Below are 25,718 nucleotides of genomic sequence, written 5' to 3'. Positions count from 1 at the left end.
CCTGTTATCCAAATTCCCTGCAAATCCGCGAAAACGTGGGAGAATTATGTTCACTTTTGTATTCGCGTGTTTTTGAGTTACAGCAGTGATGCCGCCATTGATGTAGATCAATATCTGTATTCTGGAGTGACGTAATCTGAGCTCAATCAAGTTTGAATAAGGGCAGGAGAAGAATTATGTATATGGACGTGGTGGTTTTCGCTGGAATTGCGACTGTATTACTTATGGTGGCTTTTTTTGTTGGCGTAGGCATATTCGTGATGCGAGACCAAAAATCTCACGCTGCCAATCCAATAAAGAAGGATATCAAGCTGGATAGAAAGGCCGCCTGAAAGGGCGAGCCTTGACTTCGGCAGATAAGCTCATTTTTCTTCTCGGGTATTTTGAGAGGTAAAAATGGCGTCCCCTAGGGGGTTCGAACCCCTGTTGCCGCCGTGAAAGGGCGGAGTCCTAGGCCACTAGACGAAGGGGACGCAACGCTTTAAACCTTTGCCTCGTCGAGGTGGCGCGTATATTAGGTAAGCCTTTCACCCCTGTCAACGTTTTTGATGTAAAAAAACGAATAAGTTATTTGGTGGCATCTTCGAGCGCTTCTGCGAGCGTCGGATAGCGAAACACGAATCCGGCGTCGATCAGTCTTTCTGGAATCGCCTTTTGACCTGTTAGCAAGAGCCGTGACATGTCTCCCAGCGCCAGCTTAAGCACTTGTGCCGGAACCGGGAAAATGGCGGGTCGCTTGAGAGTGTGAGCGAGGCAGCTCGTAAACTCACGGTTGGTGACAGGGTTGGGACTCACTACATTGTAGGCTCCGGAGGCCTGTGGCGACTCCAGCATCCAGATAAGAGCCGCTACTGCATCCTCACGATGAATCCAGGGCATGTATTGATGCCCGGAACCGAGTCGCCCGCCGAGTCCAAGTTTAAACGGTAAAACCATGCGTTTTAAAAAACCTCCCTCAGGACCTGCCACAATGCCGGTTCTGGAGAGGCATATGCGTACCCCAAGGGGCTGCAGCTTGAGTGCTGCATTTTCCCAATCCCTGCACATCTGGTGAGTAAACTCATCGTGAGGCGCAGTACCTTCGGTTACTCGTGCGTCACCCTGATCACCATAAAAGCCAACGGCTGAGCCAGAAACCATGGCCTTGGGTTTTTGTTCCCAGCTCTGAATGACCTTTGTCAGGGTGTTGGTCAAGCCAATACGACTATCGGAAAGTGCTTGTAGTCGCTGGTCACTCCAGCGCTTGTCGGCGATGCCTTCCCCTGCAAGATTGATCACGGAATCGTAACCCTGGTGGCCGCGGAGGCTTTCAAGGTTATGGATCACCTCCACCGGGCCACACAACATGCGTACCACATCGGCAGGCTGCCGGCTTAAAACAGAAAGCTTGTAGCCACGATCAAGCAGTTTTCTGCAAAGTTCTCCGCCAATAAAGCCAGTACCACCGGTTATAAGTACGCACTTGTTCATGATGTTGCTCCCTAATCGTCGGTGTTATGGGCGAGCTGCTGTGTCACTACATCCTTGATTGCCTGTCCCAGCAAGGGGTTCTCTCCAATAGGAGGGGATAGCGTAATGCTTGCCCCTGTAGAATTTTCAAGAGCTTCGATCATGGCTGGCACATCTTTGCGCAGGTGACGTCCGGCGGCGAGAAAGAGTGGAACAACGGTGAATTCCAGGCTCCCGGCTGACACGCCTTCATGCACGACAGCCTCCAGGGATGGCTCAGCCAGCTCCATATAGGCAATTCTGGAGTTGGTTACAGCCTTTAGCGTCGGCTCGGCGAGAGTTTCGAATGTGTTGCACCAGCGTTTGTCGCTGCTGCCGTGGGCTAACAAAATGACGCGACGACTGCTCATCAGCGCTCCTCTATGATCTGTCAAAGGTGTCTGTCGTAAATCTGGTTGCGGGCCGGTATTCTCTGTTGGTCCCTTCAATCAAGATAACAGGGTGTTCTTTAATGTTCGATTGGAAAGAGATTCTGGATTTCTGGTTCGGAGAATTTGATGAAAATGGATTGCCTGATAGCGAACACCGCAATCGTTGGTTTCGCTCAAGCCGGAAGTTCGACCAGGAGATACGTCGCCGCTTTCTTTCCATGGTTCTGTTTGCGTCGGAACAAGGGCTAGATCACTGGCGTAAGACACCAGGTGGTCGGTTAGCTGAGATTATCCTGCTCGACCAGTTTTCCAGAAATATTTTCCGGGGCGGCGCACTTGCGTTCGAGCAGGACAAGCAGGCGAAGGAGCTTTGTAAAGAGGCTATGTGTAAGGGGTGTGATGTTGCGCTCCCGCCGATTCAGCGCGCATTTATGTATATGCCGTTGCAACACTCGGAGCGACTCGATGACCAGGCTCTGTCGGTTGAGTGTTATGAGCAATTGGTAGCATCCACTACGGGGATGCTGCAGGATTTTTTGAAAAGCTTTCTACGATCCGCGCAGGACCACCATGAAATCATTGAGCGTTTTGGGCGGTTTCCTCATCGAAACCAGGCGCTCAGAAGACCCTCTAGTGAGGCGGAAAGGGACTATTTGGGTACCGCTAATCGATTTGGGCAATAAAAAGTTTGGAAAGGAGGTTGACGAAAGGGGCGGGATGCGTAGAATACACATCCGTTGTCAGCGCAAGCTGGTCAATATTGCGGGAATAGCTCAGTTGGTAGAGCACGACCTTGCCAAGGTCGGGGTCGCGAGTTCGAATCTCGTTTCCCGCTCCAGATTCCGGAAACCCGGCCTCGAAAGAGGCCGGGTTTTTTGTTTTTGGTTATACTTGCCGCCTCCCCACACTTGATTTTGGCTCTGGAGACGCGCCTTGAAAGTTCACTCACTCCATGTTTACCCAGTAAAGTCCCTCGCTGGTATTGAGGTTTCCTGTTTTGAAATGGATGACTTCGGTCCTAAAGGCGACCGGCGATGGATGATAGTCGATGAGGAACGCCGCTTTGTTACCCAGAGGGAGCTTCCGGTGTTGGCCAGGGTATCAGCCTCTCTGTCTGCAGAGGGTGTCAGTATCCGAATACCGGGTGAGGGCGATTTCACATTGCAGCAGACAGGTCAGGAACTACGAGTGCTGGTCTGGCGCGACTGGGTTAAAGCTCTTGAGGGCGAGTCGTTTGCCAGTGAAGCGCTGAGCCGCTTTTGCGGCAAGACTCTGCGTCTTGTCTATATGCCCGATTCCTCGTTTCGGCGGGTCGATGCCGGGCATGTAAGTGAGTATCGCCGTGTAGGCTTTGCTGATGGCTTTCCTTTTTTGATCACCAATCTGGCTTCATTGGATGAGCTGAATGGGCGTCTTGACGCGCCCGTAGATATGCGCAGGTTTAGGCCCAACATTGTTATCGAGGGCCCGGCTCCCTGGCAGGAAGACCACTGGCGTAAGATTTCGGTGGGAGAGCAGTGCTTCAGTATCGTGAAGCCAAGTTCCCGCTGTATTCTGACCACGGTTGACCCGGATACGGGTCTAAAAGATCCCGGCCTGCAGCCCTTGAGGGCGCTCTCAGGTTACCGCAGAACGCCAGATGGCGTAATCTTCGGCCAGAATGCTATTCATGAATCCCCCGGAGTGATCCATGTGGATGATTCCGTCACTGTTATCGAATCGGAGTAGAAAACAACGTGCCACTGTTAACGCTGGACTCGATTTCCCTGGCTTTCGGAATGCACCCGCTGCTTGATCAGGCTTCACTGAATATTGAAGCTGGTGAGCGGGTGTGCCTGTTAGGAAGGAATGGCGAGGGTAAGTCGACTCTTCTGAAAATCGTGAGCGGCGAGGTTGTTCCGGATGGTGGCAAGGTGCGCCTTGACGATGGCGCGGTGTTGGCGGTTTTGCCCCAGAACCTGCCGTCTGACGACACCAGGACGGCATACGAAGTTGTGTCGGGAGCCTTCCCTGAAGCGGGTCAGCTTCTTGCAGAGTTTCATACGCTTACACAAAGCGCAGACGAGTCCAGTCTTGATCGTATGATGAAGGTTCAGGAGCGTATCGAAGCGCTTGACGGGTGGCGGCTTGATCAGAAGGTTACGGCCATTCTGGCGCAATATGGTATTGATCCGGATCAGCGGCTTAATACGCTTTCCGGTGGATGGCAGCGCCGTGTTCTGTTGGCAAAAGCACTCGTTGGAGAGCCCGATATTCTTTTGCTGGATGAGCCAACCAACCATCTTGATGTGCCAGCCATTGCATGGCTTGAGGAGGCTCTTGGTGCGTTTCGTGGCGCCATGCTTTTCGTGAGCCACGATCGTGCTTTTATCAGGCGGATGGCTACCCGGGTTGTGGAGCTGGATCGCGGCAAGCTGGTTAGTTTTGCAGCGTCTTATGACCGATATCTTGATCTGAAAGAAAAGGCCCTTGAAGAGGAAGAACGGGAAAATGCCCTTTTCGACAAGAGGCTGAAACAGGAAGAAGCCTGGATACGTCAGGGCATTAAAGCTCGTCGCACTCGCAATATGGGTCGGGTCAGGGCGCTGAAAGCGATGCGGGAAGAGCATCGGCAGCGTCGGGTCAGGGGTGGCACAGCAACCTTCGCAGTGGAGGATGCGGCACGCTCAGGCAAGCTGGTGGTTGAGGCAGTGGGTGCCGGCTTTGCGTACCCGGATGGGACAGCCATTATTCGGGATATGAACCTCACTGTGCTTCGGGGCGACAAAATTGGCCTTGTGGGAGAGAACGGAACTGGTAAAACAACACTGGTACGCTTGTTACTGGGTAGTCTTGAGCCAACACAGGGCACCATCCGCCTGGGAACAAATCTCGAGGTTGCCTATTTTGACCAGCTTCGTGGTGAACTCGACCTCAGTCTGAATGCTCTCGACAACTTGTCGGAAGGTCGGGAATTTATTGATATCAACGGCCAAAGCAAGCATGTGCTCGGCTATTTGCAGGAGTTTCTTTTTACCCCTGAGCGGGCGAGATCCCCTGTTCGGGTGTTCTCCGGGGGTGAGCGTGCAAGGCTGTTGCTGGCCAAGCTGTTCAGTAAGCCGGCAAACATTCTGGTGCTCGATGAGCCAACCAACGATCTGGATGTGGAAACCCTTGAGTTGCTGGAAGAGCAGCTTTCCGAGTTTGCCGGTACCGTGATTGTTATCAGCCACGACCGTGAATTCCTCGATAACGTTGTAACGGAAACGGTTTTCCTGGACGGTTCTGGCTATGTGCGGGAATACGTAGGTGGATACAGCGACTGGCGTCGACAGGGGGGGCGTTTCCCGGCTGAGGCAACGGGCGCGCGACCCGATCGGCACGACAAAGCGGCAAAGTCAGGGAAGCAAAATAGTGGCAAGGGCAATGTTAATTCTGTTGCGAAGGGTGATCAGGTCGCAGCGGGGTCGCAAGATGGCGATGCCAGTAAGCCCAAGCCAGTCAAGTTGAGTTATAAGTTAAAGCTCGAACTTGAACAGTTGCCGGGGCAAATAGAGGCCTTGGAACAGGATGTTGCGAGCATTCAGGCACGAATTTCTTCTGCTGATTTCTATTCAGGGGCGGCTGAAGAGGTTGCAGAGGTTCTGGAAGAGCTGGAGCAGAAAGAGCTCAAGCTCGAGAAGGTGATCGAGAGGTGGATGGAGCTGGAAGAGCAGACACTTGGTTAAGGATTTCAGATACAAAAAGCCCGGTGGCAAGGAATTGCCCCGGGCTTTTCTTTAAAGCTGGATGTTGCAGGGCGACTTAGCGAATTCTGATCGCTAAAACGTCGCACTCTGTGCCATGCAAAACGCCATTTGCAGTGGAGCCCAGTAGCAGCTGGAAACCCTTCCGTCCGTGGCTTCCCACAATCACCAGGTCAGCAGCCTGTTCTTTGACCAAGCGGTGTATCTCCGATTCCGGCCGGCCCACAGTTACAATCTGGTTGGTTTTGTCAACGCCATACTGAGCACCGTATGCAGCAAGCTGTTCCCGGGCGGCCTTATCGAGCTGAGTTTGAAGCTCGGTAAGGTCCATTGGAATATCTCCGCCATAGGCATACCCCACTGGCTCCACAACGTGCACCAGAACAAGGCTGGCACCGTGAGCTTCGCTCATGATCTTTGCTTTTTCCAGAACCTGAGGTGCTTCTTCGGTAAGATCGATAGCAACCAGCATCTTTTTGTATGCAGACATCCCTAACTCCTTTTGTATCGGCTTTCCTACAGCATAATACGCGAGCCCGACCGGGGGAAGGGCTCCGGTGCTGCTCAGGCGTTTTGCTGGAGCAAAGAGATAACGGAAGACAGGCTTTCGAGAATGCGTTTGGAATACCGGTCGATTACAAAACCCACGTTGTTTTCGTTGTAGTTGATATAAGAGCCCCGGATGAACTGCCATTTTGCATTTACATCGCTCAAAAGTTCACTCAGCTCTTCTTTGCTTTCGCCTGTACTCATTGTTTCAAGCAGCATGTCGAATTCTTTAGCCTGATCATCAAGTGACGTTTCGAGGGCAGAGCCTTGAAATATTTGCGCAACCGAAGAGTTGGTGCGAACCGAGTACTTGGCCATCATCTGGGCGATGACGACTGCTCCCATCCGGGCTGCTTCTACCCGTGGACTTGTTTGTGTCTTCGAGGTTTCCTGGGCAATCTGGTAGAGTTCGGATGCCTTGCTGTTCATTTCCAGCGCCTGGTTGGCCATGTCTGAAACCAGCCGCAAGTCCGGATAACCAGTTGTCCGGACATCGTTTATGTTGTCGCGCATCAGGTTTTTGAATTTATCGAACTGACTGTTGAGCTCTTCAAGTTGCTCATTGGATAGTCCGCCACCTGTGTTGCTCGTAACGAGGTTCATGGCGTCGTTGGCTGAGTTGATACCCGCCACAATCTCGTTCAAGGTATTGGTGCTGCCGGATCCGATAAAACGGTAGTAGGCGTCAAGCGCGACATAATTGCTTACGCGGAAGTTATGTAGCTGGGCGAGGAAGTCGTCAGACTCCTGTGCCTTTACGTTCATCGATGTGAGCAAAAACAGAAACAGTGAGGCAACCATAGAGGCGCGAGCGCCCAGGTAGGTGGATTTCATCGGACGGATTCTCCGTAAAGCGTTTATTATTGTGTACGAAAGTCGTAGATCGAAGGTAAAGTAAGTTTCCCGGCCAATCAAGCAGTTTTGTGGGCCCGGGATTCGGGAAATGTAAATATCTTTGAAATTTGCATCGCGAAGTTCAGGTGCATTCTCTGTACTGGCTTGTAAAGCATTGATAGATAAGCATCCTGGCTCGTAATGCAGGTGTTATTTCCGCATGTTGCGTCTGATCACAAAGAAACAAATTGACAAACGTGCTGTTTTTTCACATCGTGTGCCCTCACGATTCAAACGACTGTATGAATTTTTAGTCGTTTGATCGGGCAGTGACAGAAATCTCGCTGCATCAAACAGCTCTGACGACTCCTCAAGCGAGGCAGTTAAGAGTTGGAGGCAGTTCCAAACACAGACTGGAGATCAGTTGATGATTTACGAAGGTAAAGCCATCACGGTTAAAGAGATCGAAGGCGGGATCGCTCAGTTGGACTTCGACTTGCAAGGCGAGTCGGTAAACAAGTTCAACCGTCTTACCATTGAAGAGCTCCACGCCGCGACTGATGCACTTAAAGCACAGAAGAAACTCAAGGGCCTGGTAGTAACCAGTTCCAAAGACAGTTTCATTGTTGGTGCCGACATTACAGAGTTTACCGATCTGTTTGCCGGTTCCGAAGAGGATCTGGTTGCCAACAACCTGAAGGCTAATGCCATTTTCAGTGCGGTAGAAGATCTGCCGTTCCCGACCGTAACAGCTATTAACGGCATTGCGCTGGGTGGCGGTTTTGAAATGTGCCTGGCTACAGACTTCCGGGTTATGGCTCCCAAGGCAAAAGTAGGTCTGCCAGAAGTTAAGCTGGGTATTTTCCCTGGCTTTGGCGGTACTGTTCGCCTGTCCCGCCTTGTGGGTGTGGATAACGCCGTAGAGTGGATTTGTGGCGGTGCAGAAAACCGTGCCGACGTGGCTTTGAAGACAGGCGCTGTCGACGCCGTCGTTGAGCCAGAAAAGCTCGTTGAGGCTGCTGTTGCCATTATTAACCAGTGCAACGAAGGCAAGCTTGACCACGAAGCGCGCCGCGAAGAGAAAAAAGGCAAGATCAAGCTGAATGCCATGGAAAGCATGATGGCATTTGAGATCTCCAAAGCATTTGTTGGTGGCAAAGCGGGTAAAAACTACCCGGCACCAGTAGAAGCTATCAAGGTGATGCAGAAGCACGCCGGCATGACCCGCGACAAGGCGATTGAAGTTGAAGCGAAAGGCTTTGCCAAAATGGCGAAGACCAACGTTGCAGCTTGCCTGGTAGGCCTGTTCCTGAACGATCAGGAGTTGAAGAAGAAGGCCAAGGCGTGGGAAAAAGAAGCGTCTGAAGTGAAACTGGCTGCCGTATTGGGTGCCGGTATCATGGGTGGTGGTGTGGCGTATCAGTCAGCACTGAAAGGCACGCCGATCATCATGAAGGACATTAACCAGGATGGTATTACCCTGGGTCTGAATGAAGCCAAAAAGCTGCTCACCAAGCGTGTCGACAAAGGCCGCATGAAAGCAGGCCAGATGGCAGATGTTCTCAACAGTATTACTCCAACGCTGAACTACGGTGATTTCAAAAACGTAGACCTGGTTGTTGAGGCCGTTGTTGAAAACCCGAAAGTAAAAGATGCGGTTCTGCGTGAAGTAGAAGATGCGGTTCGTGAAGACGCGATTCTGACGTCTAACACCTCGACCATTTCCATAGACCTTCTGGCCAAGAACCTCAAGCGCCCGGAAAACTTCTGTGGCATGCACTTCTTCAACCCTGTGCACATGATGCCGCTGGTTGAGGTTATCCGCGGCAAGAAGACCAGTGATCGCGCTATTGCGACTACTGTGGCTTACGCCAAGGCCATGGGTAAGACTCCGATCGTTGTAAACGATTGCCCGGGTTTCCTGGTTAACCGCGTTCTGTTCCCTTACTTTGGCGGTTTTGTTGGCCTGGTACGTGACGGTGCCGACTTCCAGAAAGTCGACAAGGTTATGGAAAAGTTCGGCTGGCCCATGGGCCCGGCATACCTGCTGGACGTTGTTGGTATGGATACCGGCAAGCATGCTGGTGAAGTAATGGCTGACGGCTTCCCCGATCGTATGAAGCACGCAGAAACCACTGCAATTGACGTAATGTTTGAAAACAACCGTTACGGTCAGAAGAACGATGTTGGTTTCTACAAGTACGAACTGGACCGCAAGGGCAAGCAGAAGAAGGTTGTCGATGAAGAGACCTACAAGCTGCTTGAGCCGGTTGTTCAGGGTAAGAACGAGTTCAGCGATGAAGACATCATTGCTCGCATGATGATCCCATTGTGCCTTGAAACCGTTCGCTGCCTGGAAGATGGCATTGTTGAAGACCCGGCTGATGCCGATATGGGTCTGATCTTCGGTATCGGCTTCCCGCCGTTCCGTGGAGGCGCCCTGCGTTATATCGACGACATGGGTGTCGACAAGTTCGTTGAACTGGCAGACAAGTATGCAGATCTTGGTCCTTTGTACCATCCGACCGATAAGCTGCGTGAAATGGCCAAGACTGGCAAAAAGTTCTTTGGTTAACCCTGAACGAGATTTCCGAACGGAGAAAGATCTATGAGCCTTAATCCGAGAGACGTTGTCGTCGTCGATTGCGTGCGGACTCCGATGGGTCGTGCCAAAAATGGTTGTTTCCGCCATGTGCGTGCGGAAACCCTGTCGGCTACGCTGATCGATGCTCTTTTCGAGCGTAACCCGAAGCTCGACCCGAAAGAAGTTGAAGATGTGATTTGGGGCTGTGTAAACCAGACCAAGGAGCAGGGCTTTAACGTGGCGCGGCAGATTTCTGTGCTGACCCGTATCCCTCATGAGTCTGCAGCCCAGACTGTTAACCGTCTGTGTGGTTCTGCCATGAGTGCAATCCATACAGCAGCCCAAGCCATCATGACCGGCAACGGTGATGTGTTTGTGGTTGGTGGTGTGGAGCACATGGGCCACGTACCCATGACGGAAGGTTTCGACCATAACCCGGCTGCTTCCAAATACACTGCTAAAGCCTCGAACATGATGGGCCTGACAGCAGAGATGCTGGCAAAAATGCACGGCATTACCCGCCAGCAGCAGGATGAGTTTGGTGCTCGCTCACATCGTCTAGCCCATGAAGCGACCCTCGAAGGCCGTTTCAAGAACGAAATCGTGCCTGTTGAAGGTCACGACGAGAATGGCTTTAAGGTGCTGATTGAGCATGACGAGACTATTCGTCCCGACACCACCGTGGAGTCACTGGGCCAGCTTAGACCGGCTTTTGATCCAAAGAACGGTACGGTAACGGCGGGTACTTCTTCTCAGCTGACAGACGGTGCCTCTGCTATGGTCCTGATGTCTGCAGAGCGTGCAGAAGCACTGGGTCTGAAGCCGATGGCGAAGATTCGCAGCATGGCCGTTGCTGGCTGTGATCCCGCAATCATGGGCTACGGCCCTGTACCGGCAACCAAAAAGGCACTTAAGCGTGCAGGCCTGAAAGTTGAAGATATCGACTTCTGGGAACTGAACGAAGCCTTTGCTGGTCAGTCTTTGCCAGTGCTGAAAGACCTGAAACTGCTGGGTGTGATGGAAGAGAAGGTTAACCTGAACGGCGGCGCGATTGCTCTTGGGCATCCGCTGGGCTGCTCTGGTGCCCGTATCTCTACCACTCTGCTGAACGTAATGCAGGCCAAAGGCGGTAAGCTTGGTGTATCCACCATGTGTATCGGCCTGGGCCAGGGTATTGCGACGGTCTGGGAGCGCCTGTAATCCGTTAAGCGGGTTCAGTAACGCTTTCATGGGAGGCCCGGCATTCGCCGGGCCTTTCTTGTTTCAGGGTGGGTGCAGAGTGCTTCTCTAAAACTTGAAAAATGCATGACTGAAACAAAGAATGGGTTGTCTTGCTATTCCTGACACTGTAAAACAGTGAGCCTATACATAATGGCGGCTTCTATAGTTTTTCCAGCCGATTGATTTTACAGCGAGTTTACGGTCTGCTTGTATGTCGACCGATTTATCGCCAAGGATACAGATCTCCGATATGGGTAAAAGTCTCGTAATTGTCGAGTCACCAGCGAAAGCGAAGACCATTAACAAGTACCTGGGTTCTGACTTCATCGTAAAGTCCAGCGTTGGGCACATTCGTGATCTGCCAGTTAGTGGCAGTGGGTCCCAGTCTGATCCGAAAGAACGTGCCAGGCAGGCGGCGCTTACGCGCAAGCTCAGCCCTGAAGACAAGATTGTGCATAAAAAGCGCAAGGCACGGGAGCAATTGGTTGCTCGTATGGGGGTTGATCCAGACAATGACTGGAGTGCCCGATACGAAGTCCTTCCTGGCAAGGAAAAGGTTGTTAGTGAGCTCAAGCGTCTCGCAAAAAATGCCGACCACATTTACCTCGCAACGGATCTTGACCGCGAAGGGGAGGCTATTGCCTGGCACCTGAAGCAGGCCATTGGTGGCGAGCCTGAAAAATACCGCCGTGTGGTGTTTAACGAGATCACCAAGCGTGCCATTCAGGAAGCATTTGAAAACCCGGGAAGTCTCGATACGAATCAGGTGAACGCCCAGCAGGCTCGTCGCTTTCTCGACCGGGTTGTTGGTTACATGGTGTCGCCGCTATTGTGGGCCAAACTCGCCCGCGGGCTGTCTGCAGGCCGTGTTCAGTCAGTGGCTGTACGTTTGATTGCGGAGCGGGAGCGGGATATCCGGGTGTTTGTACCGGAGGAATATTGGCAGTTGTTTGCCGGGCTTGGTGCCAAGGCCGCTGCGCAGCCGGTTCGGTTTGAGGTTACCCGCTACGACGGCAAGCCTTATCGTCCGGTTAACGAGCAGCAAAGCAATGAGCACGTAGCGCGCCTGAAGGCTGGCGCCTTTGAGGTGGCCAAGCGGGAAGACAAACCAACCAGGTCTCGCCCGGGCGCACCTTTTATTACCTCAACGCTACAGCAGGCTGCAAGTAACCGCCTTGGGTTCAGTGTCAAGAAAACCATGATGCTGGCACAGCGGCTGTATGAGGCAGGTTACATCACCTATATGCGTACCGACTCTACCAACTTGAGTCAGGACGCGATTAATAGCTGCCGGGAGTTCATCAAGGATCAGTTTGGTAATCGTTATTTGCCTGAGAAGCCCAAAGTTTATGGCAGCAAAGAAGGGGCTCAGGAAGCGCACGAGGCCATTCGTCCTACAGAGGTGTCTCGCAAGGCCGCGGCAATCAGTGGCTTGGAAAAAGACGCTGAGAAGCTCTATGACCTCATCTGGCGTCAGTTTGTTGCCTGCCAGATGTCTGAGGCCGAATTCCTTAGCACCTCTATCGTAGTGGCTAACGGCGATTACGAACTGCGTACCCGTGGTCGCATTATCAAGTTTGAAGGTTTTCTGAAGGTGGCCCCTCAGTCGGCCAAGAAAGAAGAAGACGTTGCCCTGCCAGACATCAAGGTAGGTGAGTCTCTGAGTCTCGAAAAGCTCGAGCCAAGCCAGCACTTTACCAAGCCAGCGCCTCGCTATACGGAAGCAAGCCTGGTTAAAGAGCTTGAAAAGCAGGGTATTGGTCGGCCATCCACATACGCATCGATCATCTCGACTATTCAGGATCGTGGCTACGTGCGTCTGCAAAACCGTCGCTTCTACGCTGAAAAAATGGGTGAGATAGTCACGGATCGCCTGTGCGAGTCGTTTTCCAACCTCATGGACTTCGATTTTACCGCCAAGATGGAAGGTGATCTTGACCGCATTGCTTTAGGCGATGTGGAATGGAAAAAGGTTCTTAACGACTTCTATGCCAACTTCCGTCAGCAGCTGGAGTCTGCTGAAACGGCTGATGGTGAAGGCGGTATGCGCCCGAACGACCCGACCGAAACCAATATTCCCTGCCCAACCTGTGCGCGTAATATGCAGATTCGTGTTGCAAGTACGGGTGTGTTTCTGGGCTGTTCCGGATATTCGTTGCCGCCGAAAGAACGCTGTAAAACAACCATCAACCTGGTGTCAGGTGATGAAGTTGTTAGTGCTGATGATGATGTTGAGGGCGAGGGCGAGACCCGGCTGCTGCGTAAAAAACGACGTTGCCCTATTTGTGCAACGGCCATGGACAGTTATCTGGTGGATGAAACCCGTAAGCTCCACGTTTGCGGTAATAATCCCGACTGTGCCGGGTATGAAGTGGAAGAGGGCACTTTCCGGATTAAGGGCTACGACGGCCCCACGCTTGAGTGTGACAAGTGCGGTTCTGAGATGCAGCTCAAAACCGGGCGCTTTGGTAAGTATTTCGGGTGCATGAGCGACACCTGTAAGAATACCCGCAAACTGTTAAAGAGTGGGGAGCCGGCGCCACCCAAAATGGACCCGGTACCAATGCCAGAGCTAAAGTGTCAGAAAGTCGATGATACCTATGTGCTGCGTGATGGCGCATCAGGAATGTTTTTGGCGGCTAGCAAGTTCCCGAAAAACCGTGAGACTCGGCCACCTCTGGTTATGGAGATTAAGCCGCATCGTGAGGAAATAGATCCGAAACACGATTATCTGATGGAGGCGCCAGAGCGTGATCCTGAGGGCAATCCGACGGTCATCCGTTATAGTCGCAAAACCAAAGAGCAGTATGTGATGACGGAAAAAGACGGTAAGGCTACGGGCTGGTCTGCATGGTATGTGAACGGAAAATGGCAGCCCCGGGAAAAGTAAGAAGATAATCAAGGCTGGTCAGGCCAATAAGAAAAAAGGTCAGAGCGCAAGCTCTGGCCTTTTTTGATTTGGCTGAGTTCTTTTCTGGCTTATCTGAATTTCCGCAATCTTTGAATAAGTGACGATGTATCCCAGCGTTTACCGCCCATCTCCTGAACGTCGCCATAAAACTGGTCTACCAGGGCTGTAACCGGTAGCGAGGCGTTCACCTTGCGTGCTTCATCGAGGCATATGCCGAGATCTTTTCGCATCCAGTCAACTGCAAATCCATGATCAAATTCACCGTCAATCATGGTTCCTGAGCGGTTTTCCATTTGCCAGGACTGTGCGGCGCCCTTGGAAATGACGTCAACGACTTTTTTAACATCCAGATTTGCCTGTTCGGCAAAATGAAGAGCTTCCGATAGTCCTTGTACCAAACCGGCAATGGCAATCTGGTTGACCATTTTCGTTTTTTGGCCGCTTCCTGCAGGGCCCATAAGATTCAGGGCTCTGGCGTAGTGCTGCAGTAGCGGCTGAGCTTTCGAGTAGTCTTCATCTGAGCCGCCGCACATAATGGTAAGCTGTCCCTTCTGGGCACCCTGTTGACCTCCTGACACTGGTGCGTCGATAAAGCCCATACCAACCCTGCCTGCAGCCGCGGCAAGCCTCTCAGCTACGCCGGCAGAAGCAGTGGTGTGGTCCACAAGCACGGCACCGTGCTTTGCGTGCGCCAGAATGCCACTCTCGCCTTCGTAAACCGTAATCAGGTCCTTGTCGGCACCAACACAGGTCATTACAAAATCAGCGTCTTTGACGGCTTCTTCTATGGTCTGACAGGCGGTTCCCGGGTAATCCCTGGCCCACTGAACCGATTTGTCCGTTGAGCGATTCCATACCCGAACGGTAATGCCGGCTTCGGCCAGATGGCCTGCCATGGGATAGCCCATAACGCCAAGACCGATAAAGGTTGCGGTTGTCATTGGTTTCTCCTTGTAGAGTTCTGGAGCTTAACTTAGCACAGCGTCAACAGATTGCAGGCGATAAGACACGTTAATTAAAGGAATAAAAAAGGCCGCTGAATCAGCGGCCTTTTGGGCATTACGATAGGCAGGACTTATTTTTTTGGGTAGTCCCGTGCTGGAGAGCCAGTGTACAGCTGGCGTGGGCGGCCAATGCGATAGTCACCGCTGACCATTTCGTTCCAGTGGGAGAACCAGCCGATTGTCCGCGCCATGGCAAAGATTACCGTAAACATGGATGTCGGGATCCCGATTGCCTTCAGAATGATGCCTGAATAGAAATCTACGTTCGGGTAAAGCTTGCGCTTGACGAAGTATTCATCTTCCAGGGCGATTTGCTCAAGACGCTGGGCGATCTTCAGAAGAGGGTCGTTTTCCAGCCCGAGCTCGCTCAAGACTTCGTGCGCAGTTTCGGCCATAACCTTGGCGCGCGGGTCGAAGTTTTTATAAACCCTGTGCCCAAAGCCCATCAGTCGGAAAGGATCATCTTTGTCTTTAGCTCTGGCAATAAACGCATCGATGTTGGATACGTCGCCAATTTCCGCAAGCATATCCAGAACAGCCTCGTTAGCGCCGCCGTGCGCGGGGCCCCAAAGAGCCGCAATGCCTGAAGCGATACAGGCGTAAGGGTTGGCGCCGGAAGAGCCTGCCAGTCGCACAGTTGATGTGGACGCATTCTGTTCATGGTCAGCGTGAAGAATGAATATCTTGTCCATCGCTTTCCCAAGAACCGGGTTCGGCTTGTATTCTTCGCACGGCGTGCCGAACATCATCTGCAGAAAGTTCTCTGCGTATGACAGGTCATTGCGCGGATACATGAACGGTTCGCCCTTGGAATATTTGTAACACCAAGCCGCAATTGTTGGCATCTTGGCAATCAGGCGATGGGCTGTGATTTCCCTTTGTTTTGGGTCGGTGACATCCATCTGGTCATGGTAGAACGCAGACAGGGCGCCGACTACACCACACATAATGGCCATAGGGTGCGCATCACGGCGGAAGCCATGGAAGAAATTGCGCATCTGGTCATGCAGCATGGTGTGCTTTTTGATTGTTTCGTGGAACTGTTTGTTATCTTCGGCAGTTGGCAGTTCGCCTTTCAGCAGCAGGTAGCAGACCTCAAGGTAATCTGAATGCTCTGCGAGCTGCTCGATTGGATAGCCCCGGTGCAGTAGAACACCTTCGTCGCCATCGATGTAAGTGATAGCAGACTCACAGGCGGCCGTAGAGACAAAGCCCGGGTCGTAAGTGAAAACGCCATTCTGGACTAGGCCTCTAACGTCGATAACGTCAGGTCCAACGGTGCCGGAATAAATCGGTAGCTCAATGGACTCATTCCCCACCGAGAGCGTGGCTTTCCTGTCGGTCATAGTGCTCTCCTGTTTATCAGCTTTGACAGTGCTAGCTGTCTTTATAGTTGCGCGAGAAGGCGCGTATTATCGCAAAACTGGCGGCAAAATATAGGGCGTTGGCTTTTTTTGTCAATGAAAGAGTAAGGAAACATTACGATCATCCCTTTACTGTAAATCAGGGATATCACGAATAATGCGGCCTCGGATGGAAAAAAGCATTTGTCAATACGCTTAATAGCTTGCTCTGCTACAGTGCTCACGCGGCTTAGGCGTGTGTTGCGCGTTTGTAATTATACGGGCGTCTCCTTATAATCCCTAGCCCGGAATTGGGGATCCATCTTCACGGATGCTTGTGCGTAGCAAGCTACCTTGTTGGTGTTCACCCTCCTGAACCAATCGTCTGTCGATATCGTATTCAACATTCGATCGTTACATACCAACTAACCGCCGCCGGCTTGCCGGTTCTGCGGCACCAAAAGAGAGTGTGAGAGCGCTGTGAATAGCAAACGACCAGTAAATCTCGATCTCGGCACGTTTCATTTTCCGCTGCCAGCCATTACGTCCATATTGCACCGCATCAGCGGCATCATCATTTTTGTTGGTGTTGCGTTCATGCTCTACGGACTCCAGCTTTCCCTTTCAGGGGAAGAAGGCTTCAGTCAGGTCAGTGAACTGCTGAACAGCTTCCTTGCCAAGCTGATTACCTGGGGCATTCTGTCTGCTCTGCTTTATCACCTGGTTGCGGGTATCAAGCATCTGCTTATGGATATGGGTATTGGTGAAGAGCTGGAAAGCGGGCGAGCCGCTGCAAAAATCACAATTGCAGTCTCCGTTATCCTCATCGTTCTGGCGGGAGTTTTCGTATGGGCATGAATAGTGTGACCAACATTGGCCGTAACGGTATCCAGGATTGGATTATCCAGCGGGTTTCTGCATACGTTCTGGCTTTTTATACGCTGTTTTTGATTGGTTTTTTTGCCATAAATACTGATCTGGACTACCAAACCTGGTCGGCTTTGTTCAGTCAGACGTGGTTCAAGATCTTTTCATTGTTGGCCTTGCTTTCAATCGGCGCTCACGCGTGGGTCGGGCTTTGGACCGTGTCTACCGACTACATCAAGTCAGCAATGCAGCGCTTTCTGTTTCAAGCAGCATTCATTCTGGTTAGTTTTGTGTATGTGGTCTGGGGAATCCAGATTATTTGGGGGCTTTGATCGATGTCTAACATTAAGACCATCTCTTACGACGCAATTGTAATCGGCGGCGGCGGTGCCGGCATGCGAGCGGCCCTGCAGTTGACTGAGTCGGGCGTTAAAACCGCGTGTATTACCAAAGTATTTCCAACTCGTTCGCACACGGTATCTGCCCAGGGCGGTATTACTTGTGCGATCGCAAGCGCTGACCCCAATGACGACTGGCGCTGGCACATGTATGACACCGTTAAGGGGTCTGACTACATTGCCGACCAGGATGCAGTTGAGTACATGTGCTCTGTTGGGCCTCAGGCTGTTTTCGAGCTTGAGCATATGGGCCTGCCTTTCTCCCGTACTGAGCAGGGGCGCATTTATCAGCGTCCATTTGGTGGTCAGTCCAAAGGTCCGGACAACCCGACTCAGGCAGCACGTACTTGCGCAGCCGCTGACCGCACCGGTCATGCTCTGCTGCACACGCTTTATCAGGCAAACCTGAAGGGCGGCACTACCTTCCTGAACGAGTGGTACGCCGTTGATCTGGTCAAAAACAGCAAGAACGAAGTTGTTGGTGTTGTTGCCATTGAAATTGAAACCGGCGAAGTGGCTTACATCAAGTCCAAGGCAACGGTTCTGGCAACTGGCGGCGCTGGTCGTATCTACGCTTCGACCACCAACGCGCTGATTAATACGGGCGATGGTATTGGCATGGCGCTGCGCGCGGGATTCCCGATGCAGGACATGGAAATGTGGCAGTTCCACCCAACCGGAATATACGGTGCTGGTACGCTGGTAACGGAAGGTTGCCGGGGTGAGGGTGGCTACCTGATCAACTCTGAAGGCGAGCGGTTTATGGAGCGCTACGCTCCGAACGCGAAAGACCTTGCGGGCCGTGATGTTGTTGCGCGCTCCATGGTTATCGAAATCCTTGAGGGTCGCGGCTGTGGCCCCGAGAAGGATCACGTGTTGCTGAAGCTGGATCATCTGGGCGAAGAAACACTGAACCTGCGACTACCGGGTATCTGTGAGTTGTCTCGCACATTTGCTCACGTAGACCCTGTTAAAGAGCCAGTTCCGGTTGTTCCTACCTGTCACTATATGATGGGCGGTGTTCCTACAAACGTAGGCGGCCAAGCGCTGACTCAAGACGAGAATGGTAATGATCAGCCCATTCCAGGTCTGTTTGCCTGTGGTGAAGCTGCTTGTGTTTCCGTTCACGGTGCAAACCGCCTGGGCGGTAACTCGCTTCTGGATCTGGTAGTTTTCGGTCGTGCGGCAGGCCTGCATATCGAAGAGCAGTTGCGCGGTGGTTTTGAAACTGATGGCGCAACTGATGAAGATATCAAGCGTGCGATGGCCCGTCTGGATCGCCTGAACAGTGCTTCTGAAGGTGAGAGCGTTGCTGAAGTTCGTAAGGATCTTCAGAATTGTATGCAGCTCTACTTTGGTGTATTCCGCGATGGCAAGAGCATGGAAGAAGGCTTGAAGAAGCTTGAGGCCATTGGTGAGCGTGTTCGCAACACCAAGCTTACGGACACCAGTAATGCGTTCAACACTGCGCGCATTGAAGCACTTGAGCTGGACAACCTCTTCGAAGTGGCCCTGGCGACTGCAATCGCTGCAAACGAGCGTAAAGAAAGTCGGGGCGCTCATGCTCGTAACGATTTCACCGAGCGTGATGACGAGAACTGGTTGGCGCATTCTCTCTACTTCCCGCTGGACAAGCGTATTGGCAAGCGCGCTGTTAACTTCGCGCCTAAAACTGTCGAGTCTTTCCAGCCGAAAGTCCGGACTTACTAAGGGGAACGTACACTATGTTGGTAAGCCTTTACCGTTATAACCCGGAAACTGATAACGCCCCCTACATGCAGGACGTCGAAGTCGAGCTTCCGGCAGGAAAGGATCTGATGGTTCTTGATGTTCTTAATCTCATCAAGGAAAAGGATTCGTCCATGGCCTATCGCCGCTCATGCCGTGAAGGTGTGTGTGGCTCGGATGGCATGAACATGAACGGCAAGAACGGCCTGGCATGTATTACCCCGATGTCGCAGGTCGTAAAGAATGGCAAGTTGGTATTGCGCCCACTGCCAGGCTTGCCGGTTATCCGCGATCTGGTTGTAGACATGAGCCTGTTCTACAAGCAGTACGAAAAAGTAATGCCGTACCTTGTGAACGATACGCCTGTGCCTGCCATTGAGCGTCTCCAGACACCAGAAGATCGGGAAAAGCTGGATGGTTTGTACGAGTGTATTCTCTGTGCATGCTGTTCCACATCCTGCCCTTCGTTCTGGTGGAACCCGGACAAGTTTATTGGGCCGGCGGGGCTGTTGCAGGCATACCGCTTCCTGGCGGATAGCCGCGACACAGCGCAAGCTGAACGTCTTGCTGACCTTGATGACCCGTTCAGCGTGTTCCGTTGCAGGGGCATCATGAACTGTGTCAGCGTATGTCCGAAAGGCCTCAACCCCACAAGGGCAATCGGCCACATCCGGAATCTTTTGCTGCATAGAGCTACATAAGCGGCAAGATTTCAGACAGGCGCTATACTGGTCTGAACAGGTTGGAACCCCGGAAGGCCTCGCATTTTTGCGGGGCCTTCAACCAAAGGCTTATAGTCAAAGGTCTTACCCGGGTGCACACTACGCAAGCCGTGGCGGGAACTCACCAGGTTTTCTTGCGGCGTTGCAGAGTATAAAAATCATTGGGGAACGGAAAACATCCATGTTGGGTGTGGTGGCCACAGTCGATCCCGTAAAAACCCGTATTGACTGACAGTTACCCCTGGCCGACCATACTTGGCTCCCCCGCACCAGCCCAAGGTGAGCTATTCAAAATGCAAGAAAGCATGATGGAGCAGTTATGGCAGACGTCCCACTTGCAAGGTGGAAATCTGGCCTATGTTGAACAGCTTTTTGAAACCTACCTGACAGACCCTAATGCCGTTCCTGAAGAGTGGCGTAGCTATTTTGACAAGCTTCCAAGCGTTGATGGCAATCATGGCCGCGACGTTATTCACTCTTCGATCCGGGAACAGTTTGAACACATCTCCCGCAATCAGCGTTTCCTCACGACTAACAGCGTGCCAGCAGGCGTTACGTCTGATGCTGATAAAAAGCAGATTCGTGTTCTTCAGCTAATCAACGCATACCGTTTCCGTGGTCACCAGGAAGCAAAGCTTGATCCGCTTGGCGTTTGGAATCGTCCCAAGGTAGAAGATCTTGATCTTTCGTTTCATGATTTGTCCGAGTCAGACCTTGATCTGGAGTTCCAGACTGGTTCCCTGAGCTTCGGTTCTGACACCATGAAACTTGGCGATATTTACGATGGTCTCCGCAAGACATACTGCGGAAGCATCGGCGCTGAATACATGCATGTTGTTGATACCCGCATCAAGCGCTGGTTTCAGCAGCGTATGGAGCCGGTTCGTTCTGAACCCGGTTTCGAAGCCGCTACCCGTACCCACATTCTTGAGCGCCTGACAGCGGCTGAAGGCCTGGAGAAATATCTCGGCTCCCGCTATCCCGGCGTTAAGCGTTTTGGTCTTGAGGGTGGTGAAAGCCTCATTCCCTGCATGGACGAACTTATCCAGCGTGCCGGCCATTACGGTGCCAAGGAAATTGTTCTGGGTATGGCTCACCGTGGCCGGCTGAACATTCTGGTCAACACCTTGGGCAAAAACCCCAAAGAGCTGTTTGACGAATTTGAAGGCAAAAGGCTGGCCGATTCCGGTTCTGGCGATGTTAAGTATCACCAGGGCTTTTCGTCCAACGTTATGACCGAAGGTGGAGAAGTGCACCTGGCTATGGCCTTCAACCCATCTCACCTGGAAATAGTATCTCCAGTGGTTGAGGGGTCGGTTCGTGCCCGCCAGACACGTCGTTCCGATACCGAAGGCAATCAGGTTGTTCCGGTTATCATGCACGGTGATGCGGCGTTTGCCGGCCAGGGCGTGGTAATGGAAACCTTCCAGATGTCCCAGACCCGTGGTTTCGGGGTGGGCGGCACCATCCATATAGTTATCAATAACCAAGTTGGCTTTACCACCAGCAAACAGGAAGACGCACGTTCTACTGAGTATTGCACCGACATCGCGAAGATGGTTCAGGCGCCGATACTGCATGTGAACGCCGATGATCCTGACGCGGTTGTTTTTGTGACTCAAATGGCGATGGACTATCGTAACGAGTTCAAGGGTGACGTGGTTATCGATCTGGTTTGTTATCGTCGCCGCGGGCACAACGAGGCGGATGAGCCTGCTGCAACCCAGCCGATGATGTACCAAAAGATTCGCAAACTGAAAACCACACGCACTATTTATGCAGAAAAGCTGGTTGCTGCCGGTGTGGTGACAGAAGATGAAGTCAAGCAGATGGAGAATGAGTACCGTGATGCGCTGGATAACGGCGAGCACGTGGTCAAGTCTCTGGTAAAAGAACCCAATAAAGACCTCTATGTTGATTGGGCTCCGTATCTTGGTCACGCATGGACTGCCAAGTGCAAATCCAGTGTGCCATTGAAAACCATCCAGAAGCTGGGTAAGAAATTAACCCAAGTACCGGAAGGGTTCAGCGTTCAGCGTCAGGTATCCAAGATTGTTACTGACCGTGACAAAATGACGGCCGGTGCCCTGCCCATGAACTGGGGTTATGCAGAGATCATGGCCTATGCGACTTTGCTGAATGAAGGGCATCCAATCCGCTTGACCGGACAGGATGTTGGCCGTGGAACCTTCTCGCACCGCCATGCAGTGTTGCATAACCAGAAAGACGGCTCGCGGCATATTGCGCTGGCTCAGCTTTCTGAAGACCAGCCCAAGTTCGAAATTTATGACTCCCTGCTTTCTGAAGAAGCAGTGATGGCGTTCGAATATGGCTACGCGACGACTGCGCCTAATGCGCTGGTGATCTGGGAAGCCCAGTTTGGTGACTTCGCCAATGGTGCACAAGTGGTCATTGACCAATTCCTTACCAGTGGTGAGCACAAGTGGGGTCGCCTGTGCGGGCTAACCTTGTTGCTGCCTCACGGCTATGAGGGGCAGGGGCCAGAGCATAGTTCTGCCCGCCTTGAGCGATTCCTCCAGCTTTCGGCAGAGCACAATATTCAGGTATGCGTGCCTACAACGCCTTCGCAGGTCTTCCACATGCTGCGCCGTCAGGTTAAGCGCCCGTTGCGCAAGCCCTTGATCGCAATCACGCCCAAGAGCCTGTTGCGCCACAAGGAAGCCACCTCGGATCTGGAAGATCTGACCTCAGGAACCTTCCAGACGGTACTTCCTGAGAAAGATTTGCCTGAAGCAAAAAAGGTTACTCGAGTTATTCTTTGCAGTGGCAAGGTCTATTATGACTTGCTGGAGAAGAAGAAAACCGAAGAGCGAGACGACGTTGCCCTCGTACGCATTGAGCAGCTTTATCCGTTCCCCGGTGAAGACCTGGATGAAACTTTGGCGCAGTATCCCAAGCTCAAGCATGTTGTCTGGTGCCAGGAAGAGCCAATGAACCAGGGTGCCTGGTATTGCAGTCAGCACCATATGCGAAATGCGCTGCAACGTCTGAACCCGAAGCTGTACCTTCAGTATGCCGGCCGACAGGCTTCCGCTGCTCCGGCGGCAGGGCACATGTCTGTGCATATTGAAGAACAGAAAAAACTTGTTAACGACGCGTTTGAAATCTGACGAGCTACCGAACTAAGGAACTGTAATGTCTACTGAGATTAAAGCCCCCGTATTCCCGGAGTCGGTCGCAGAGGGTACCGTCGCGACCTGGCACAAACAGCCTGGCGAAGCCTGTTCGCGTGACGACCTGATTGTCGATATTGAAACCGACAAAGTGGTTCTCGAAGTTGTCGCACCTGCAGACGGCGTAATCGAGGAAATTCTTAAAGGTGAAGGCGACACCGTCGAGAGCGGTGAAGTTATTGGTAAATTCAAAGCGGGCGCTGTGGGTGACTCTGGCTCGTCGGATAGCAAAGCCAGCAGCGCCGCTTCTGAAAAAGATGAAGCCAAAACTGAGCAAAGTCAGGATTCAGGTGACGCGATTCTGAGCCCTGCCGCGCGTAAGTTGGCTGACGAAAATAATGTTGATCCGGCTACCGTAAAGGGAACTGGAAAAGACGGGCGTGTTACGAAAGAAGACGTTCAGAACCATGTGGATACTTCCAAGGCCTCTGGCGGTTCTGCAAAAGCAGCTGCACCGTCTGCAGTGCCTGAGGTAAACGTGGCCGCTGGTGAGCGTCCTGAAAAGCGCGTGCCGATGACGCGCCTGCGTGCCAGTATTGCCAAGCGCCTGGTTAATGCTCAGCAAACAGCAGCTATGCTTACGACCTTCAACGAGGTCGATATGGGCCCGATCATGGAGCTGCGCAAGGCGTACCAGGACAGCTTTGTTAAGCGTCATGACATCAAGCTGGGCTTTATGTCCTTCTTCGCCAAGGCCGCCACAGAAGCGTTGAAGCGTTTCCCCGCTGTTAACGCATCGATCGACGGCAACGACATGGTTTACCACGGCTACCAGGATATTGGCGTGGCTGTATCTACCGAGCGTGGATTGGTTGTTCCTGTTGTTCGCGATGTTGATGCGCTGGGTCTGGCTGATATCGAGAAAAAAATCGTCGAGTACGGCACCAAGGCCAAAGATGGCAAGCTTGCAATTGAAGATATGACCGGTGGCACCTTTACCATCACCAACGGCGGCATCTTCGGCTCGCTGTTGTCTACGCCGATCCTGAACCCGCCCCAAACCGCTATTTTGGGTATGCACAAAATTCAGGAGCGCCCGATGGCGGTCAATGGCAAGGTGAAAATCCGCCCGATGATGTACCTTGCGCTGTCCTACGACCACCGCATGGTGGATGGCAAGGAAGCGGTGCAGTTCCTTGTAGCGATCAAGGACATGCTTGAGGACCCGGCGCGTATTCTGCTGGATGTGTGAGCTGACACCTAACGAATCGGAAAACAGGATTAACTATGTCTGATAAGTACGACGTAATTGTTATTGGCGCGGGCCCTGGTGGCTATGTTGCTGCCATTAAAGCGGCTCAGCTAGGCCTCAAAACCGCATGTGTAGAGTCGTGGAGTTCCAGTGATGGCAAGAGCCAGGTGCTTGGTGGAACCTGCCTTAACGTAGGTTGTATTCCATCCAAGGCATTGCTTGAGATTTCTCACAAGTTTGAGGAAGCGAGCCACGACTACGAAATGCAGGGCATCATCGCTAAAGATGTCAAAATTGACGTCACCAAGATGATGGAGCGCAAGAGCGGCATTGTTAAGCAGCTAACAGGCGGTATCGCCGGGCTGTTCAAGGCTAACGGAGTGACCTCTATCCATGGTCACGGCAAGCTTATGGCCAATCGTCAGGTCGAAGTCACGGATAGCGACGGCAAGACAAAAACCTACGAAGCTGAGAACGTTATTATTGCTACCGGCTCCAAGCCCATCGAGATACCACCGGCTCCAATGACGGAAGGGTATATCGTGGATTCTGAAGGTGCCCTGGAGTTCGATGAAGTTCCAAAACGTTTGGGCATTATCGGTGCTGGCGTTATCGGGCTTGAGTTGGGCAGCGTTTGGGCACGTCTGGGCTCCGAAGTCACTGTTCTGGAAGCTCAAGACACCTTCCTGCCAGCGGTTGATCAGCAGATTGCAAAAGATGCGCTGAAACAGTTCCGCAAGCAGGGCCTGAATATCGTCATGGGTGGCCGTGTAACCGGCGCCGAGGTCAAGCGCAAGCTGGTTAACGTGAGCTACGAAGACGGCAAGGGTAAGCAGGAACTGAAGGTTGACAAGTTGATTGTTGCCGTTGGCCGTCGACCCTTTACAGACAACCTGCTGGCAGCAGATTCCGGCGTAAACATGGATGAGCGCGGCTTCATCTTTGTTGATGAAAAGTGCAAAACCGAAGCGCCGGGTGTTTGGGCTGTAGGTGATGTAGTGCGCGGCCCGATGCTGGCACACAAAGCCTCGGAAGAGGGCGTAATGGTTGCGGAGCGCATCGCTGGTCAAAAGCCCCAGGTAAATTACGACTGCATTCCTAACGTTATCTACACCTCGCCGGAAGTCGCCTGGGTTGGTAAAACGGAAGAGCAGCTCAAGACTGAAGGTGAAGCCTACAAGGTTGGTACTTTCCCATTTGCAGCGAACGGTCGTGCAATGGCTGCAAACGCCGCCTCTGGTATGGTGAAGATTATCGCCGACGAGAAAACTGATCGAATTCTTGGTTTCCACGTTGTGGGGCCACAGGCATCTGAAATTGTTGCCCAGGGCGTTATCGCCATGGAATTCGGTTCCAGTGCAGAAGATCTGGCGCTGACCTGTTTTGCACATCCGACTCTTTCCGAGTCTGTGCATGAGGCAGCTCTGGCAGTCAACGGTGGTGCGATTCACATCGCGAACCGTCGCAAAAAGAAGTAACGCAAAACAGGAAGGAGGGGCGTCCGTAATGGCGCCCCTTTATTATAAAAAGACAGATTTCCGTTTGCGATCGTGGTGAGCTGAGGTG

The 25,718-nt window shown here is 52.4% G+C and carries 20 protein-coding genes and 2 tRNA genes; 15 read left to right on the top strand and 7 right to left on the bottom strand.

What is annotated here, in order from left to right; translation table 11 throughout:
* Positions 1-176: 176 nt before the first annotated feature.
* Positions 177-332, top strand: coding sequence for a cytochrome c oxidase subunit CcoM (gene ccoM, locus RKA07_RS17990; protein ID WP_200371222.1), 156 nt, complete (start codon positions 177-179; stop codon positions 330-332).
* A gap of 65 nt (positions 333-397) precedes the next feature.
* On the opposite strand, the gene RKA07_RS07890 is transcribed toward ccoM, so the two are convergent.
* The 3 genes from RKA07_RS07890 to RKA07_RS07880 all read right to left on the bottom strand — a co-directional run bounded on the left by RKA07_RS07890 (position 398) and on the right by RKA07_RS07880 (position 1,859).
* A tRNA-Glu gene (locus tag RKA07_RS07890) sits at positions 398-473 on the bottom strand.
* A 94-nt stretch (positions 474-567) separates the two neighbouring features.
* Positions 568-1,470, bottom strand: coding sequence for a TIGR01777 family oxidoreductase (locus RKA07_RS07885; RefSeq protein ID WP_200371223.1), 903 nt, complete (start codon positions 1,468-1,470; stop codon positions 568-570).
* A gap of 11 nt (positions 1,471-1,481) precedes the next feature.
* Complete coding sequence (locus tag RKA07_RS07880) at positions 1,482-1,859, bottom strand: sirohydrochlorin chelatase (protein ID WP_200204972.1); 378 nt, start codon at positions 1,857-1,859, stop codon at positions 1,482-1,484.
* Between the two features lie 101 nt (positions 1,860-1,960).
* Between RKA07_RS07880 and RKA07_RS07875 the strand changes: the two genes are divergently transcribed.
* From RKA07_RS07875 to RKA07_RS07860, 4 genes are all read left to right on the top strand, one after another.
* On the top strand, positions 1,961-2,563 hold the full coding sequence (locus RKA07_RS07875; protein ID WP_310966054.1) for a DUF924 family protein: 603 nt from the start codon (positions 1,961-1,963) through the stop codon (positions 2,561-2,563).
* 79 nt (positions 2,564-2,642) lie between these two features.
* Positions 2,643-2,718, top strand: a tRNA-Gly gene (locus tag RKA07_RS07870).
* Positions 2,719-2,813: 95 nt separating this feature from the next.
* Positions 2,814-3,608 carry an MOSC domain-containing protein gene (locus RKA07_RS07865; protein ID WP_310966053.1) on the top strand — a complete coding sequence of 265 codons (795 nt, stop codon included), beginning with the start codon at positions 2,814-2,816 and terminating at the stop codon, positions 3,606-3,608.
* An 8-nt stretch (positions 3,609-3,616) separates the two neighbouring features.
* Entirely contained in the window at positions 3,617-5,587 is a 1,971-nt protein-coding gene (locus RKA07_RS07860; RefSeq protein WP_310966052.1) for an ATP-binding cassette domain-containing protein, read from the top strand.
* Between the two features lie 76 nt (positions 5,588-5,663).
* Here the strand turns inward: RKA07_RS07860 and RKA07_RS07855 are convergent, their stop codons facing one another.
* Both RKA07_RS07855 and RKA07_RS07850 read right to left on the bottom strand, forming a co-directional pair.
* Positions 5,664-6,095 (bottom strand): universal stress protein, encoded by a 432-nt coding sequence (locus tag RKA07_RS07855; RefSeq protein ID WP_200204968.1) that lies wholly within the window; start codon positions 6,093-6,095, stop codon positions 5,664-5,666.
* Between the two features lie 74 nt (positions 6,096-6,169).
* Positions 6,170-6,988 (bottom strand): hypothetical protein, encoded by an 819-nt coding sequence (locus tag RKA07_RS07850; protein WP_200204967.1) that lies wholly within the window; start codon positions 6,986-6,988, stop codon positions 6,170-6,172.
* 427 nt (positions 6,989-7,415) lie between these two features.
* Between RKA07_RS07850 and fadB the strand changes: the two genes are divergently transcribed.
* The 3 genes from fadB to topA all read left to right on the top strand — a co-directional run bounded on the left by fadB (position 7,416) and on the right by topA (position 13,683).
* The gene (gene fadB / locus RKA07_RS07845; protein WP_200371231.1) at positions 7,416-9,563 is read left to right on the top strand and encodes a fatty acid oxidation complex subunit alpha FadB; all 2,148 of its coding nucleotides are present in this window, start codon (positions 7,416-7,418) and stop codon (positions 9,561-9,563) included.
* Positions 9,564-9,596: 33 nt separating this feature from the next.
* Positions 9,597-10,772: an acetyl-CoA C-acyltransferase FadA gene (gene fadA / locus RKA07_RS07840; RefSeq protein ID WP_200204965.1), complete on the top strand. Its 1,176-nt coding sequence runs from the start codon at positions 9,597-9,599 to the stop codon at positions 10,770-10,772.
* 271 nt (positions 10,773-11,043) lie between these two features.
* Positions 11,044-13,683: a type I DNA topoisomerase gene (gene topA / locus RKA07_RS07835; protein WP_310966051.1), complete on the top strand. Its 2,640-nt coding sequence runs from the start codon at positions 11,044-11,046 to the stop codon at positions 13,681-13,683.
* Positions 13,684-13,772: 89 nt separating this feature from the next.
* On the opposite strand, the gene RKA07_RS07830 is transcribed toward topA, so the two are convergent.
* Together RKA07_RS07830 and gltA are read right to left on the bottom strand one after the other, a co-directional pair.
* On the bottom strand, positions 13,773-14,645 hold the full coding sequence (locus tag RKA07_RS07830; RefSeq protein WP_310966050.1) for an NAD(P)-dependent oxidoreductase: 873 nt from the start codon (positions 14,643-14,645) through the stop codon (positions 13,773-13,775).
* A 134-nt stretch (positions 14,646-14,779) separates the two neighbouring features.
* A complete protein-coding gene (gltA, locus tag RKA07_RS07825; RefSeq protein ID WP_200204962.1) occupies positions 14,780-16,054 on the bottom strand; it encodes a citrate synthase in 1,275 nt (424 codons plus the stop codon).
* 477 nt (positions 16,055-16,531) lie between these two features.
* Here gltA and sdhC point away from each other — a divergent pair, with 477 nt between their 5' ends.
* The 7 genes from sdhC (at position 16,532) to lpdA (ending at position 25,630) form a co-directional block, all read left to right on the top strand.
* Entirely contained in the window at positions 16,532-16,909 is a 378-nt protein-coding gene (gene sdhC, locus RKA07_RS07820; protein ID WP_200204961.1) for a succinate dehydrogenase, cytochrome b556 subunit, read from the top strand.
* Complete coding sequence (gene sdhD, locus RKA07_RS07815) at positions 16,900-17,250, top strand: succinate dehydrogenase, hydrophobic membrane anchor protein (RefSeq protein WP_227714936.1); 351 nt, start codon at positions 16,900-16,902, stop codon at positions 17,248-17,250. The genes sdhC and sdhD overlap by 10 nt, the downstream gene beginning before the upstream one ends.
* A 3-nt stretch (positions 17,251-17,253) precedes the next feature.
* Positions 17,254-19,026, top strand: a complete 1,773-nt coding sequence (gene sdhA, locus RKA07_RS07810) for a succinate dehydrogenase flavoprotein subunit (protein WP_200204960.1) — start codon at positions 17,254-17,256, stop codon at positions 19,024-19,026.
* Between the two features lie 14 nt (positions 19,027-19,040).
* Positions 19,041-19,745, top strand: coding sequence for a succinate dehydrogenase iron-sulfur subunit (locus tag RKA07_RS07805; RefSeq protein ID WP_200204959.1), 705 nt, complete (start codon positions 19,041-19,043; stop codon positions 19,743-19,745).
* Between the two features lie 314 nt (positions 19,746-20,059).
* Positions 20,060-22,897 (top strand): 2-oxoglutarate dehydrogenase E1 component, encoded by a 2,838-nt coding sequence (locus RKA07_RS07800; protein ID WP_200204958.1) that lies wholly within the window; start codon positions 20,060-20,062, stop codon positions 22,895-22,897.
* Positions 22,898-22,922: 25 nt separating this feature from the next.
* Positions 22,923-24,152: a 2-oxoglutarate dehydrogenase complex dihydrolipoyllysine-residue succinyltransferase gene (odhB, locus tag RKA07_RS07795; protein ID WP_200204957.1), complete on the top strand. Its 1,230-nt coding sequence runs from the start codon at positions 22,923-22,925 to the stop codon at positions 24,150-24,152.
* Positions 24,153-24,187: 35 nt separating this feature from the next.
* Positions 24,188-25,630: a dihydrolipoyl dehydrogenase gene (gene lpdA, locus RKA07_RS07790; protein WP_310966049.1), complete on the top strand. Its 1,443-nt coding sequence runs from the start codon at positions 24,188-24,190 to the stop codon at positions 25,628-25,630.
* Positions 25,631-25,718 lie beyond the last annotated feature (88 nt).

The organism is Marinobacter xiaoshiensis (assembly GCF_031631795.1).
Taxonomy (GTDB): Bacteria; Pseudomonadota; Gammaproteobacteria; order Pseudomonadales; family Oleiphilaceae; genus Marinobacter; species Marinobacter xiaoshiensis.
The sequence above is the reverse complement of the archived record's forward strand: the minus strand, read 5'-3'. Positions and strand labels throughout refer to the sequence as shown.

What these genes read in the sequence shown, in the direction of transcription:
- sdhD (WP_227714936.1), top strand. Translation starts at nt 16,900, where the DNA reads ATGGGCATGAATAGTGTGACCAACATTGGCCGTAACGGTATCCAGGAT.
- fadA (WP_200204965.1), top strand. Translation starts at nt 9,597, where the DNA reads ATGAGCCTTAATCCGAGAGACGTTGTCGTCGTCGATTGCGTGCGGACT.
- RKA07_RS07830 (WP_310966050.1), bottom strand. Translation starts at nt 14,645, where the DNA reads ATGACAACCGCAACCTTTATCGGTCTTGGCGTTATGGGCTATCCCATG.
- sdhA (WP_200204960.1), top strand. Translation starts at nt 17,254, where the DNA reads ATGTCTAACATTAAGACCATCTCTTACGACGCAATTGTAATCGGCGGC.
- RKA07_RS07800 (WP_200204958.1), top strand. Translation starts at nt 20,060, where the DNA reads ATGCAAGAAAGCATGATGGAGCAGTTATGGCAGACGTCCCACTTGCAA.
- lpdA (WP_310966049.1), top strand. Translation starts at nt 24,188, where the DNA reads ATGTCTGATAAGTACGACGTAATTGTTATTGGCGCGGGCCCTGGTGGC.
- topA (WP_310966051.1), top strand. Translation starts at nt 11,044, where the DNA reads ATGGGTAAAAGTCTCGTAATTGTCGAGTCACCAGCGAAAGCGAAGACC.
- RKA07_RS07850 (WP_200204967.1), bottom strand. Translation starts at nt 6,988, where the DNA reads ATGAAATCCACCTACCTGGGCGCTCGCGCCTCTATGGTTGCCTCACTG.
- RKA07_RS07855 (WP_200204968.1), bottom strand. Translation starts at nt 6,095, where the DNA reads ATGTCTGCATACAAAAAGATGCTGGTTGCTATCGATCTTACCGAAGAA.
- ccoM (WP_200371222.1), top strand. Translation starts at nt 177, where the DNA reads ATGTATATGGACGTGGTGGTTTTCGCTGGAATTGCGACTGTATTACTT.
- RKA07_RS07885 (WP_200371223.1), bottom strand. Translation starts at nt 1,470, where the DNA reads ATGAACAAGTGCGTACTTATAACCGGTGGTACTGGCTTTATTGGCGGA.
- gltA (WP_200204962.1), bottom strand. Translation starts at nt 16,054, where the DNA reads ATGACCGACAGGAAAGCCACGCTCTCGGTGGGGAATGAGTCCATTGAG.
- RKA07_RS07880 (WP_200204972.1), bottom strand. Translation starts at nt 1,859, where the DNA reads ATGAGCAGTCGTCGCGTCATTTTGTTAGCCCACGGCAGCAGCGACAAA.
- RKA07_RS07805 (WP_200204959.1), top strand. Translation starts at nt 19,041, where the DNA reads ATGTTGGTAAGCCTTTACCGTTATAACCCGGAAACTGATAACGCCCCC.
- odhB (WP_200204957.1), top strand. Translation starts at nt 22,923, where the DNA reads ATGTCTACTGAGATTAAAGCCCCCGTATTCCCGGAGTCGGTCGCAGAG.
- fadB (WP_200371231.1), top strand. Translation starts at nt 7,416, where the DNA reads ATGATTTACGAAGGTAAAGCCATCACGGTTAAAGAGATCGAAGGCGGG.
- RKA07_RS07875 (WP_310966054.1), top strand. Translation starts at nt 1,961, where the DNA reads ATGTTCGATTGGAAAGAGATTCTGGATTTCTGGTTCGGAGAATTTGAT.